13 protein-coding genes are annotated in these 12,913 nt (G+C 47.8%); 2 read left to right on the top strand and 11 right to left on the bottom strand.

Annotated features, from left to right (window positions below):
* Positions 1-70: 70 nt before the first annotated feature.
* The 6 genes from NST38_RS05790 to NST38_RS05765 all read right to left on the bottom strand — a co-directional run bounded on the left by NST38_RS05790 (position 71) and on the right by NST38_RS05765 (position 4,229).
* The gene (locus NST38_RS05790) at positions 71-571 is read right to left on the bottom strand and encodes a hypothetical protein (RefSeq protein WP_076251264.1); all 501 of its coding nucleotides are present in this window, start codon (positions 569-571) and stop codon (positions 71-73) included.
* A 179-nt stretch (positions 572-750) separates the two neighbouring features.
* The gene (locus NST38_RS05785; protein WP_036672426.1) at positions 751-1,491 is read right to left on the bottom strand and encodes a hypothetical protein; all 741 of its coding nucleotides are present in this window, start codon (positions 1,489-1,491) and stop codon (positions 751-753) included.
* Positions 1,488-2,186 (bottom strand): ABC transporter ATP-binding protein, encoded by a 699-nt coding sequence (locus NST38_RS05780; protein WP_076251262.1) that lies wholly within the window; start codon positions 2,184-2,186, stop codon positions 1,488-1,490. Before NST38_RS05780 ends, NST38_RS05785 begins: the two co-directional genes overlap by 4 nt.
* The gene (locus tag NST38_RS05775; protein WP_036606428.1) at positions 2,179-2,565 is read right to left on the bottom strand and encodes a GntR family transcriptional regulator; all 387 of its coding nucleotides are present in this window, start codon (positions 2,563-2,565) and stop codon (positions 2,179-2,181) included. The genes NST38_RS05780 and NST38_RS05775 overlap by 8 nt, the downstream gene beginning before the upstream one ends.
* A gap of 195 nt (positions 2,566-2,760) precedes the next feature.
* Positions 2,761-3,624 carry an aldo/keto reductase gene (locus NST38_RS05770; RefSeq protein ID WP_076251697.1) on the bottom strand — a complete coding sequence of 288 codons (864 nt, stop codon included), beginning with the start codon at positions 3,622-3,624 and terminating at the stop codon, positions 2,761-2,763.
* A gap of 47 nt (positions 3,625-3,671) precedes the next feature.
* The gene (locus NST38_RS05765; RefSeq protein WP_076251260.1) at positions 3,672-4,229 is read right to left on the bottom strand and encodes an STM3941 family protein; all 558 of its coding nucleotides are present in this window, start codon (positions 4,227-4,229) and stop codon (positions 3,672-3,674) included.
* A gap of 505 nt (positions 4,230-4,734) precedes the next feature.
* Here NST38_RS05765 and NST38_RS05760 point away from each other — a divergent pair.
* A complete protein-coding gene (locus tag NST38_RS05760) occupies positions 4,735-6,744 on the top strand; it encodes a S9 family peptidase (RefSeq protein ID WP_076251258.1) in 2,010 nt (669 codons plus the stop codon).
* A 130-nt stretch (positions 6,745-6,874) separates the two neighbouring features.
* Here NST38_RS05760 and NST38_RS05755 read toward each other — a convergent pair whose 3' ends face one another.
* Complete coding sequence (locus tag NST38_RS05755) at positions 6,875-7,564, bottom strand: stalk domain-containing protein (protein ID WP_076251256.1); 690 nt, start codon at positions 7,562-7,564, stop codon at positions 6,875-6,877.
* Positions 7,565-7,974: 410 nt separating this feature from the next.
* Between NST38_RS05755 and NST38_RS05750 the strand changes: the two genes are divergently transcribed.
* The gene (locus NST38_RS05750) at positions 7,975-9,168 is read left to right on the top strand and encodes a MalY/PatB family protein (protein WP_076251253.1); all 1,194 of its coding nucleotides are present in this window, start codon (positions 7,975-7,977) and stop codon (positions 9,166-9,168) included.
* 192 nt (positions 9,169-9,360) lie between these two features.
* Here NST38_RS05750 and NST38_RS05745 read toward each other — a convergent pair whose 3' ends face one another.
* The 4 genes from NST38_RS05745 to NST38_RS05730 are packed head-to-tail and all read right to left on the bottom strand — an operon-like array spanning position 9,361 to position 12,908.
* Complete coding sequence (locus NST38_RS05745; protein ID WP_076251252.1) at positions 9,361-9,966, bottom strand: ABC transporter ATP-binding protein; 606 nt, start codon at positions 9,964-9,966, stop codon at positions 9,361-9,363.
* Entirely contained in the window at positions 9,956-10,912 is a 957-nt protein-coding gene (locus NST38_RS05740) for an ABC transporter ATP-binding protein (protein WP_076251249.1), read from the bottom strand. The genes NST38_RS05745 and NST38_RS05740 overlap by 11 nt, the downstream gene beginning before the upstream one ends.
* A gap of 2 nt (positions 10,913-10,914) precedes the next feature.
* Positions 10,915-11,916: an ABC transporter permease gene (locus NST38_RS05735; protein ID WP_143781246.1), complete on the bottom strand. Its 1,002-nt coding sequence runs from the start codon at positions 11,914-11,916 to the stop codon at positions 10,915-10,917.
* Positions 11,913-12,908: an ABC transporter permease gene (locus tag NST38_RS05730; RefSeq protein ID WP_076251247.1), complete on the bottom strand. Its 996-nt coding sequence runs from the start codon at positions 12,906-12,908 to the stop codon at positions 11,913-11,915. The genes NST38_RS05735 and NST38_RS05730 overlap by 4 nt, the downstream gene beginning before the upstream one ends.
* Positions 12,909-12,913 lie beyond the last annotated feature (5 nt).

Genomic DNA, 12,913 nt, shown 5'->3' with positions numbered 1-12,913 from the left:
TCCATATCCATATACGAAAAAAAGGTCTGGATGATCTCATCCAAACCTTTTTGCTATACATGCGCCTAAACTAGGTTCCACCACTGCTGGCAGCCGAGTTCCGTCTTTTGTTAATCGCGTGCACGCCCATGACCACTGCAATTAATTCATACGTGTCCAGTTGTTCCGACTGGTTATCTAATACAAATGCCCCTGAACTAAACCAGCCGCTGGTGCGACGGAAACTGGCCACGATGCGGCCACCACTGCCACTTATATCATATTCCTGCGAAAATGCTGGGGCAGACACATCATACGTACCGCGTGATCCCGCATCATATTCATACTTTTTGTTAAAGAAACTGAACCTGGCCCGAAGCACACCCAGATGTCTCCCATCTGCTGCAGTGATATCCCAACGATTCGTTAACATGCGAAATTTGCCGCTGCAGACCAATCCCGTGTTATCCGATACATCAAGCGAAGAACCAAAGACACTTTTCAAATCCAGATGCCCGGCCTGTTCCTGGTTCGGATTCATAATCTCGGTGTAACCTGCGTTAAAAAAGTTATCCCTGAAGTATAATTCCATAACGCTTCCTCCTTTCGCTTACATATCCTTTTGTTCTCTTTAAACTAATCTCGCATCGAGCACACAATATATTTATATATACGTATAATTAATGGTAATGGATTCAAAAAGTGGATTATTACTGGATGCAAAAAACGAGCAACTCTGGTTGCTCGCATCACGTTCAAATTATCCTGTCATCAAACTTCGACTTTTTTGTTGTTCAAGTAAATGGTAGCCCATACCAAGATGACCGCCACAATGACTTCAAATACAATGCTTCCCCACATGCCGTCCGACCATAGTACACCATTGGCTGTGATTGCAATACCTGTACTTTCTTCCGTATACCGGAACATCTCATTTGGACTGAAACGTCCTGTCGTAATGATATTTTCCAACCAGCCAAGCAGATTAACGAGGACAAAGAATGCAACGATTCCAATCCATGGCCCCGTTCTCCAACGGAAGCTGCCTGCAATCGAGATCGAAAGGAAGATAATGACGGTCATGAATACCATAACCCATGCGCTAAACAGCAACAAACTAATATAATCCGAAACATGCAGACCCGAAAGATCAATATTGGTAGCCATGTTCATTCGTAGCTTCATTGAGATATAGATGTAGGCATGAGTCGCGAATATAATGACTAACCCCAACCCGCAAAGTAGTCCAAAGATCAAAGGAGACAACACATGTGATAGGCCCGTTACGGGTAACAGACGGCGATTATAAGAGCGGATATTGGACGTGTATGTTTTGATCATTTTCACATAAATAGCCACACCTACTCCAACATAACCCATAATGCCAAGCACAATCCCTGTGACCTCAGACACGAAAAGGGAAAGCCCCACTTGAGCGATAATCAAAATAACTAGCCCAGCCAGCAGTGTATTCCAGTTCCTTCTAAAGTCATACTTCAATAATGTCATCATTCCGCATAGACCTCCTTGAACATCTCATCCACACTTTTCCCATATTTCAGACGGAGCGTTTCCACTTCTTCCCGCATCACCAGCTCACCCTCGCGAATAAAGACAACTTCATCAAAAATCCGTTCGATATCATTCACAAGATGCGTGGAGATGATCAGACTGCTGTCTTCATCATAGAATTTGACGATCGCATCCAGAATCTTGCCACGCGCAACCGGATCTACTCCGCCAATCGGTTCATCCAGCAAATACAGACGAGCCTTACGAGAAAGTGCCAGTGTTAGTTGTAGTCGTTCATTCATCCCTTTCGACAGATGCCGTACCCGGTCACTCTCGACAAGGTTCATGAAGTCCAGCATCTCCCGCGCCTTCTCTTCATCAAAATCAGCATAGAAATCGCGATAGTACGCAATCGCATCCCGCACTCTCATCCACTTCTCGGTTAATGGGCGATCCGGCATAAATGAAACCAACGCCTTCGTCTCCAGCCCAACAGGCTTACCTATGACTTGAATCGTTCCGCTACTCGGATGCAACAAACCTGCAACCAGCTTCATGAGCGTACTTTTTCCACTACCGTTGCTACCCAGCAGACCTACGATTCGTCCTGGAGCAATATCCAATGTAATATTACTGAGCGCTTTCTTATTGCCATATGTCTTATTGATCTGGTTCAGTTCAAGGATGTTACTCATGCGTTGTTCCTCCCTTTCCTTCCGCAACGGCATCGGCTACGATGGATAAGATATCCTGCTCTTCGATCCCCAGTTCCTGCATTCCGGTCAGAAAGCGTTCCAGCAATTCACCGGCCATCTCTTTTTTGATCGTCATAATCTTCCGCTCCTCACTGGTCACATATCTGCCTAAGCCCCGTTTGGTTTCGACCACTTCTTCCCGCTCAAGCTCCTGAAATGTCCGTTGTACTGTATTTGGATTGATCTGTAGTTCAGCCGCCAGTTCACGAACCGAAGGAATTTTGTCACCTGCCTGAAGTGTCCCGGTTACAATCTGTCTTTTGATGTACTGCATGATCTGCAGATAGATTGGTAAATTGTTATCAAATTCTATAGTCACAAAGCTCTCGCTCCTCTCTGTACTGGTGTGTTAGTTACATAGTACACTAGTGAAATAGTGTTGTAAAGCCCATTTGTTAAAATATATATTCGCTCAATTGATGGGCAAGCTTCTGCTATCGATATCCAGACAAAAAAAAGAGCAGATCGTGAAGATCTGCTCTGCATAACTTTATTAATCGTATTGTTATCTATTTTACACGATATCTAGAGGTACTTTGCCTTTAGGTGCAGGGAATGCCTCATCCAAACGGGCGAGTTCCTCTTGTGTCAAAACGATATTCACTGCTGTTGCATTGTCTGCCACATGATTCAGCTGTACCGCCTTCGGAATCGCCAGTACATCTCCATCCCTGATCACCCAGGCTAATGCGATCTGCGAAGTCGTAACTCCTCGATCCTGCGCAATCTTCTGAATGACTGGATGCTCCAACAATTCACTTCGAAGTCTGCCACCCTGTGCCAGTGGACAATACGCCATTACAGGAACGCTCCGTTCCCGCATCCAGGGAAGCAGATCATGTTCGATACCACGCGAAGCTGCATGGTAGAGCACCTGATTCACCATGCACTGAGACCCCTCCGGCAGACTCCATAACTCCTGCATATCCCTTGTATCCAGATTCGATACACCCCAGCGAAGGATTTTACCGGATTGCTTTAATTGTTCCAAAGCCTCAACCGTCTCTTCGAGTGGTACTCCCCCTCGCCAGTGGAGCAGATACAGATCCAGGCGATCTGTTCCTAAGCGCTTAAGACTACGTTCACAGGCCGTAATCATCTGATTGCGATCCGCATGATGGGGATACACTTTGGATACGAGAAAAACTTCATCACGATGGCCCGAGATGGCCTTTCCCGTAACAACCTCTGCCCCACCTTCTGCATACATCTCCGCCGTATCAATCACGGTCATTCCCAGTTCAATACCGGAACGCAGTGCGCGTACTTCTTCTTGCTGGCTGGATTGTTTCTCTCCCATGTTCCATGTGCCTTGTCCTATCGCAGGCAGGGCAGTTCCATCCGGAAGTAGAATCGTGCGTGTTTGATTACCATGCATCATCTATATTCCTCCATTCTGAAGACTCTATGGACATTGTGACCTCTCTAACGACGATTATACGAATCATAAATCATGTTATCACTCACATGTCTCCAGTGGCTCATCATCATGATATACAATTGATCCAGTGGCACTGTGAGGCTACTTTGGGCAACGCTGATGGTTGCATCGACCATATTGCTGTTGACCGTCATCAATTTGCGTTTCATCCCGTTCTGGCGATCCAGAAAGGCTTTCTCGTCCCGCAACTTGACCCCGATCATTTTCTGTCCCATTAATTCATACATAAAAATATTCTCAACGTCTCTCCAGGCCACGGCTCCTCCTGCGGTATAAGAAGATGCATCCACAAACCCATCCTCATCGATTACAAAAGAAGGTTCCTTCTTGATCATCTTTACCAGACTGTAACAGAAACATAGCCCGAAAAACAAAATGGATAGAAGTCCAATCACATCCGAAAGGATGGAATCATTCGTAACTGAAGAACGATCAAAAATCAAAAAAAATCCGGCTGCCACAAAAAGTGCTGCCCCTGCCGTGAGCCACGCCATTCGTTTCCGGTTTGGATATTCCACATGCTGCTGATAGGATGTGCTCAACGTGACGTTCCTCCTCCATTGCGACTGAATCATACAAGTTCTATATAAACGAATGGTTATGAACCAAATACCTGAATGTAGAACAGGAATTGCATTGTACATTAAACCAAATTAACCAATGTTAAACATTGAATTAAGACCATTTTTCGTCATTTCTGCGCTTATTCAACATTAGGATTCGTCATCCTTCGAGCAAATCCTTTAACACACCTATATGAATTGAACTAAAGAATGTTTGCATGGGTCACTCCGATGACAGAACAACCTTCCGATCGCTGTTATCCCCAGATTTTTCGATTCCACTTTTTCAAAGTGAAAATCCGGGGATAGCCTATGCTTCCGATGCAGCTTTCTTTCAGAAAGCTTTTAGGCGAACGCTCCGCTTCTTCAGGTTATTTCTGTCCCCTCCGTTGTCACCCTTATTGTCCTGTCCCTAGCTTTCCGTTAATATAAATGGAAAGGTTAGGAAATTAACCAATTCTAATTCATGGTGGGAGGACAAACAATGATGAGTCAGCGCGGCATAACATCGGAAGATCTTTATCAGATTACATGGGTTAATGATCCAACTCCGTCCCCTCAAGGCGGACAACTGGTATATGTAAGCCGGAAAACGAATGAAGCACGTGACGGTTATTGTTCTCACCTGAGACTGCTGCATCTGGGGAGTCAGAAGGACAGGCCCTTTACCTCTGGTGAGAAGGATCATTCCCCTGCCTGGTCGCCCGATGGGTCTCAGCTTGCCTTTTTAAGAGAGGTTGATGGGAAATCCCAAGTTTGGATTATCGCATCAGATGGCGGAGAAGCACAGCAAATCAGTCACCTGAAACATGGCGTCAGTTCTCTGCTCTGGTCACCGGATGGTCATACCATACTTGCGAAATCATCCGTGGATATGAGCGGAAATGAAGAATCAGAACATACAGATCCTATAGACGATAAACCCAAACTGCTGCAAGAACATGTCGTAGACCGGATTCGCATGAAATCAGATGCCAGCGGATTATGGAACGGTCGACGTTCCCACCTCTTCGCTCTCGCACCGATCGATGTGGAACCACTCCCTGTAACTACAGGTCATTATGACGTTGGAGACTACGCTTGGTCCCCGGACGGAACATCCATCGCTTGGATTGCGCAGATGCCTGAAGAAGGCGAGGAGCATAATGATTACACCCTGACTAATCATGTGTACCTTGCCAAGGCAGACGGATCGGATGTGCAGCAGTTGACCCCGGAAGGGTATACGTTCAGCCGACTGGCCTTTGCGCCGGATGGACAATCTCTTGCACTGCTCGCCAGTGACCGTTCCTATGGAAATGCCACGCTTGTGAAGTTGTACACCCTTCCAATATCAGGTGGTGAACTCGTATGTCTGAGCACCGATTGGGACGTACAGTTGAATCACAGCATTGTTGGCGACATGCGATCACATCTGACAACCACGGGGCCAGTATTCAGCAGGGATGGTTCTTCAATCTTCTGTCTGGCGACTATCCATGGTAGTGTACGCATCGCCAAATTCGCTCGAGACGGCAGCAGTGCCGACTATATATGGCCTGACGAACGGGAGATTTATCAATTTGCCGAGTTGGAAAACGGGCAGATCGTTGCCGCTGTAGCCGATACACTAAATCCTGGTGATCTATATATATATGAACAACCGGAAGATCCTGAGGTAGAACCGATTCAGCTCACCCGTAGCAATCCACAGCTTGAGGATGAGATCCACCTTAGTACACCTGAGACCTTCTGGTTTAATTCCTCAGATGGCCTGCGACTGCAAGGATGGATCATGAAACCTCATGGCATGGTCGACGGGGTCAAAATCCCGACCATTCTGGAGATTCATGGCGGCCCGCACATGATGTATGGTTTTACGTTTATGCACGAGTTCCAAATTCTCGCCGCACAAGGCTACGCTGTTGTGTATATCAATCCACGCGGTGGCCTCGGATACGGGCAGCAGTTTGTAGACGCCTGTCGCGGAGATTATGGCGGTGGCGATTATCGCGATCTCATGGAGAGTGTGGATTATGCCCTGTCCCAGTATGAGTTTATCGATGAATCACGATTGGGCGTAACCGGGGGCAGTTATGGTGGCTTCATGACCAACTGGATTGTTGGACACACGGACCGCTTTAAGGCGGCTGTTACCCAGCGTTCCATCTCCAATTGGCTATCCTTCTACGGTGTAAGTGACATTGGATATTTCTTCACGGAAGACCAGATTGGCGGTAACGCGTGGGATGACACGGAAAAACTATGGAAACATTCCCCGCTCGCTTATGTCGGAAACGTCAGTACTCCGCTGCTCATTTTGCATGGCGAACAGGATCTGCGGTGTCCAATTGAACAAGCCGAGCAGTTGTTCATTGCATTAAAACGGCGCAAGCAGACCACAAGACTTGTTCGTTTCCCAGGGGCAAACCACGAGTTGTCCCGTGGAGGTCACCCTCACTTGAGGGTACGCCGTTTGGAGCATATTGCCGGATGGTTCAACGAGTACCTGTAACGGACTAATATTTAGACTATTAATTCAGAGTATAGAACCAGATATGGATTCAACCCTAAAAGCCGTCCAATGAAATCTGTTATGATTTCAACGGGCGGCTTTTGCTGTTCACCTTTTATAGAAGGAAGGATTACTCTTCGCCCCACACTACGGTGATTTCATTCAGATCCTTGTTGGTTGCAGACACCGAACCTGTGATGGTCACGGCATATTTGCCATCTTCACGACCCACGATGCTGAAGCCGTCTGCCTGTATATCCTGAGTGTTCTGACTCAAATTTTTGGTCTGGTAGTAGTCTTTGTAGGATGTTCCAACGGTTAGCAACGTTTCTTTGGTTGTGTACGTGAGCACTACTTTTTTATCACCATCCATTATGTTCTCAATGAGACTTGTTGCCTTCGCATCCTTCGGTAATGGGAAATCTGCTGGCAGATACTTGGACTTCACACCTGCCGCCTGTGAGTTCGTACCTGTAGATGGTGATGTCGTTCCGCTGTTGCCTGTGGATGTTGACCCACCAGAAGAGCTTGAAGAGCCGATGCTTACTTTATTGTTTTGGGAATCATACTTCACTTCGGTCTTCAACGCATCTGCAATCGAACGAACGGGGAGATATGTACTGCCTTGATATGTAATTGGCGCAAGCTTTTTGCCCTGGTCACCTGTCGGTGTAAATTTCTGTCCGTTCACTTCGATGGCGAGCCCATGGTTCAGATAAGCTTTGATTGTCTCCAGTTGTGTACCTGCATATACACCTGCCGATCCGGTTAACACCATGCCAAACACACCCGCAGCAATCAACCACTTTTTGCTTTTCATCCCTAAACGCCTCCTGAGTTCAAATGTCAGCCTTATGCATAATACGATTCAAGCGATCGCTCGATGTACGCGAAAGACTCATGTAGTTATGCTCATCATGTATGGGTACGAGCTTATTCGGATAACAGCCCGTTGTTCCACCGAATGTTAGCAATATAATAGCATCTGACAAGAGGTTGTAAATAATATATGAACAAAACAGGACCAAGGGCGTACAAAAATAGTCTTTGTCGTATTCCCGCTGTACTCTCGCTCGTTAAGTTGTTCTTATATGAATAAAGTCCTGAATTCCGGACCATACATATGAAGCTAATCATACATGCACAACAGTTGCGAAATTAACCAATGTATTAGATAATTATTTGTCGATTTGTGGTCGAAGGAACGGAACTCAAGGGGGATTAAATACGATGAATAACAATACCAGTACATTTGACCAGTCTATTAACCGGATCTCTACCGGATCAGAAAAATGGGATGCGCTTGAGGATATATTCGGTGCTGCTGATGCGCTTCCGATGTGGGTGGCCGATATGGATTTTGCTGCTCCACCATCCGTCATTCAGGCCCTGCAAACACGGATGGAGCACGGGATTTTTGGTTATACAGTACGGACTGAAGCGTATCATGCAGCTGTTGCAGGCTGGATGGAACGGCGCCACAACTGGAAGATTAACGATGACTGGATTGTATTCACTCCAGGTATTGTGCCCGCACTCAGCATTGCTGTACAACGATTCACGGGGCCGGGAGATGCAGTGGTCATCCAAACCCCGGTGTATGCTCCCTTCTATGAAGTAGTACGTGGTCAGGGCCGTGAACTGATCACCAATCCTTTGGTAGAGAATAACGGTCATTACACGATGGATCTGGAACAACTGGAATCCAGCTTGCAGACCGGTCGGGTCAAAATGCTGATTCTGTGCAGTCCTCATAACCCGGTTGGACGGGTATGGACTCGTGAAGAGCTTGAAGGGCTTACGTCATTGTGTCTGCAATACAACGTACTGATGGTTTCAGATGAAATCCATGCCGATCTTGTTCATCAGCGCGGAACTCATACACCACTGACCCTGATCTCGGACGCCGTCTCTGATCTAAGTATCATCTGTACGGCTCCAAGCAAAACGTTCAACATTCCTGGCCTCTGCACATCCAACATCATTATCCCCAATGCTAAGTTACGGGAATCGTTCGCGCAGGGTGTAAAAACGATGGGACTTGCCAATATCAGCACACTGGGGGCTGTCGCAACCGAAGCTGCTTACAATGATGCCGAGGAATGGCTGGATGAGTGCCTTGCCTATATCCGTGGAAATATGGCGTATGTACAGCAATATGTTGCGGAACATATGCCTCAGATTAAGATGCATCTGCCCGAAGCGACCTATCTGTTATGGATGGATTTCCGGGAGCTGAATATCCCACATGCACAACTATGCAATATGCTTCTTCATGAAGCAGGGCTTGCTTTCAATGACGGGAGCTTCTTTGGAACAGAGGGCACAGGGTTCATGCGCATTAATGTAGCCTGTCCACGTTCCACGGTTGAAGAGGCGATGCGCAGGTTATCTGTGTTGTTAAGCAATGTGTCGGGCAAATAAGCTGTCAGTTACATCTATGTACGTTGCGAACAAAACGTGTACTGTTTGTTAAATGGTGAATATTTGTCAAGATAGAAAAAGGGGTGCCCCGTAGTCAAGTCCATGACTCATATTCATGGTCAATGACTTCACAAAGGGCACCCCATTTGTATTCGATCATTTTATTTATTCAAAACATAATTAAAATTACAGTCACATCGATATCGGCATCGGTGTAATTCTGTCGCACAACCTGTTCAACAAATCCCGATCATGGCTTATGATCAATAGCCCCAGATCACGCTGGCGAGCCACTTCCATCACGGTATGCCATATCTGTGCCTGAGTGATTGCATCCAGCATCGTTGTCATCTCATCTGCGATCACATAACGTGTCGCTGTGCCAAGCGCCCGCGCCACACAGAAACGTTGCAGTTCTCCACCGGATAATTCAGTCGGCCTACGGTCCAACCAGGTCTGCTGAATACCCAAAGCTTCGAGCAACTGTTTATCCTGCACAGACGCCTCCTGCAATACGCGGCGCATTCGCCAGCGTGGATTCACAGCTTTCTCCGGATGCTGGAATACCAGCTGAACCGGACATACTCCTGTACGTGGGAGTGGGTTCCCATCCAGAAGTACTTGTCCTGCCACAGGTTCGGCATATCCTGCAAGGATGCGTCCAAGACTTGTTTTCCCACAGCCACTTGGTCCCCACAAGCCAACGACTTCGCCTTGTTTCACCTGCATATTCATCTGCTGGAACACCCACGATTTCGGATCGTAACGGTAACTCACGTCCCGTGCTTCAAGTGACATGGAAACACCTCACTTCTCCGCCCCGTACCTTACGAAGCTCTGGACGTTCGCGGGTACATGCAACGGTTGCTACGCTACATCGGGGAGCAAATGAACATCCTGTCGTGATCTCTTGACCTGCCAACGGCTGGGAGCCTGGGAGTGGCTGAAATCCGTTCTGCGGCAACGCATTCCAGAGCGCTTTTGTATATGGATGACGCAGACGTTCTCCATTCCCTTTAAAATCATCCACCTGCGCCGTCTCTACATTGGTACCCGCATAAAATACAGCGATGCGATCCGCTGCCGTCAGGGCTGTCGTGATATCATGGGTGATCCACAGGATACCTACGCCTTCATTTGCAAGCTCGCGAAATTGCCTCATCGTCTCGGCCAGTACTTCGGGATGAATACCTGGTGTCGGCTCATCTGCAATGATCAGCTTGGGCTGACCTGAGGTCGCTGTCGCCATCAACACCCGCCTTGCCATACCTCCGGACAACTCAAACGGGTATTTCCCGGCTGTTCCTTGAGGAAGATGATAACGATCCGTCAGCTCCTGCTCCGTCTTTTTCAAGTGGGATCGAGCTATGAAGCGACTCTTCCTTCCCAAATCTCGGGTTACCGGCTGAACTTGCCTCCCCACCTTCATCAACGGGTCCAAATAACTGACGGATTGTGGAATCAACATCAGTTCATCACCACGCAGATGAAGCTGCCGCTCCGGGGTCAAAGGCTCGCCACTATAGCTAATACGCCCCTCCAACCTGGCATTGGCAGGTAGAATACCCATAATGGCCTGCGCCAGCACACTTTTACCCGATCCGCTTGCGCCTACAACAGCCACGATCTCGCCTTCGTTTATGGAAAGATCCAGATTCTGAATGACATAAGTCTGTTCGTGCCCAAACCAACCACGAGCGCGCCGAAATGACACCGACACTCCCTCAATATCAAGAAGAGCCATATTTACCTCACCTCCCTTGAACTACCTGTACCCGTCAATGTCTTCAGACTGTTGCCCAATACATCAAACGCACGAACAACCAGCAACAATGCTAGTCCCGGGAAAAAAGCGAGCCACCACATGCCTGCAGATAAATATCTCATCGACTCTGACAAAATAATTCCAATTGCCGGTTGTTGCGGGGACAACCCCAGCCCCAGAAACGTAATGGCTGCCTCATGCAGAATCGCATGGGGAAAGATTAGCAGTACGCCAACGAACAGCTGCGGGACCAGATGTGGCAACATATGTTGCATCGCAATCTGTAACCTCGATTGGCCCAACTTGTGTGAAACCTGAATGTATTCTGCGGATTTCAGTTGAATCATCTCCGCTCTTACAATCCGGGCCAGATTCGGCCAATGCGTCAGCGCAATCGCTGCCGCCACTCCTGCCAGACCTCCACCGAATACAAAGGCCAGCATAACTAGCGATACCAGATGAGGTACACTCAGGAACAGGTCGATAATCCATGAGATTACCCGGTCAGCAGCCTTGCTTGAAGCGGCAGCCAAACCCAATAGCAGTGCGATCAATCCGCCACCACATGCAGCAAGCAATCCCACTTGAATGCTGGTTGCCAATCCTTTTAACGTACGCATGAACATATCTCTTCCGAGCCAATCTGTGCCAAATGGATGCGCCCAGGTTGGAGCCAAATTCCGATCCATTAGTGAAGTCAGCGTAGAATCAGCCGGAAGCAGCCTGCCCGTCAACCACACAACGGCAATCCAGATCACCGCGAGGCTTCCCCAGATCACCGCTCTTTGGCGAGGGTTGCGGAAATTTTGGTCTCTGGCAGCCGTATAATCTTTTCTCGATGGGCGTGAGGTTCCTGTTCCATTCCCAGCTTGTAGAGACCCGGTATTAATGTTATACCGTACCTCTTGATTCGCAGTTTTCACTTTCTGTATTTTGGCTGTTTCTGTCGTCTGCTCGGAGGAGCGTTCTACCGTCTGCTTCATGACATCAGCTCCTCCTTCATCCGTGGATCAATCAAGCGATACAGAATGTCGGCAACCATATTACCTGTGAAAACAAAAATCGCACTGCACATCACAAGTCCAAGCAGCAGTGGAACATCACCGCGTAACCCCGCCTGAACCGTCGCCTGACCAAGGCCGGGGTATGAAAAAACCTGTTCTGCAAGCACAGCCCCACCAAACAGTTCACTGAACGAAGCAAACTGCAGCGTGATGGCTGGCAAAACAACATGTCTGAACCCATGTCGACGGAACAGCTGAAATCCACGCTCACCTCGCGCTCTCGCAAACAGAATATAATCTGACTCGAGCACATCCGTGAGCTTCTGCCGGGTATGCAAAGCAATAGAAGCTACCCCAGTCAAACTGAGGGTCAACGCTGGCAGAATCATATGAATAGCCCGATCTCCCCATGTGACCTGATCAGCTGACATCCCGGCGGGTACTCCAAGCCCAACCGGAAGCCATCCAAGCCACACACCAAATACCATCAGCAGCAACAGCGCAATCCAGAATACTGGCGTGGAAGCCAGCGTATAACAATACCAACAGATCAGGCGATCCAGCTTCGAATCCCGTCTCATGGCGGCAACTACACCAAGAGTGAAACCAATGATGCCGGATAATATCCAAGCTACAGCCATAAGTGCGACAGAATTCATGAATCGTTCCTGGATAATATCCGCTACAGGTTGTCTGTAAATCATTGATGTCCCCAGATCTCCCTGAATCAGCGTTTGTCCCCAGGTTAGTAATCGTTCCACGGGAGATTCATTCAATCCCCAACGTTCTTCGATTAAACTGCGCTGTTCGGCGCTTACCCTGATCATGTCTCCACCAATGTAGGCTTCGATTGGATCAACAGGAGAGAATTGCATTAATATAAAAGACAACACACTGACTCCAACCAATAGAGATACAAGTCGCAACATTTTAAAACCAACAAATCTCGCCCATCCATTCCTGCCTGTCATCCAAT

Source organism: Paenibacillus sp. FSL H8-0104 (assembly GCF_038050215.1).
Lineage (GTDB): Bacteria > Bacillota > Bacilli > Paenibacillales > Paenibacillaceae > Paenibacillus > Paenibacillus amylolyticus.
Note: the sequence above shows the minus strand (reverse complement) of the source record. Positions and strands in the feature narration are given on the sequence as shown.

Coding starts and splice junctions, on each gene's coding strand:
- NST38_RS05755 (WP_076251256.1), bottom strand. CDS start 7,564: ATGAAAAGCAAAAAGTGGTTGATTGCTGCGGGTGTGTTTGGCATGGTG.
- NST38_RS05745 (WP_076251252.1), bottom strand. CDS start 9,966: ATGTCACTTGAAGCACGGGACGTGAGTTACCGTTACGATCCGAAATCG.
- NST38_RS05750 (WP_076251253.1), top strand. CDS start 7,975: ATGAATAACAATACCAGTACATTTGACCAGTCTATTAACCGGATCTCT.
- NST38_RS05785 (WP_036672426.1), bottom strand. CDS start 1,491: ATGATGACATTATTGAAGTATGACTTTAGAAGGAACTGGAATACACTG.
- NST38_RS05780 (WP_076251262.1), bottom strand. CDS start 2,186: ATGAGTAACATCCTTGAACTGAACCAGATCAATAAGACATATGGCAAT.
- NST38_RS05735 (WP_143781246.1), bottom strand. CDS start 11,916: ATGAAGCAGACGGTAGAACGCTCCTCCGAGCAGACGACAGAAACAGCC.
- NST38_RS05730 (WP_076251247.1), bottom strand. CDS start 12,908: ATGACAGGCAGGAATGGATGGGCGAGATTTGTTGGTTTTAAAATGTTG.
- NST38_RS05770 (WP_076251697.1), bottom strand. CDS start 3,624: ATGCATGGTAATCAAACACGCACGATTCTACTTCCGGATGGAACTGCC.
- NST38_RS05740 (WP_076251249.1), bottom strand. CDS start 10,912: ATGGCTCTTCTTGATATTGAGGGAGTGTCGGTGTCATTTCGGCGCGCT.
- NST38_RS05760 (WP_076251258.1), top strand. CDS start 4,735: ATGATGAGTCAGCGCGGCATAACATCGGAAGATCTTTATCAGATTACA.
- NST38_RS05790 (WP_076251264.1), bottom strand. CDS start 571: ATGGAATTATACTTCAGGGATAACTTTTTTAACGCAGGTTACACCGAG.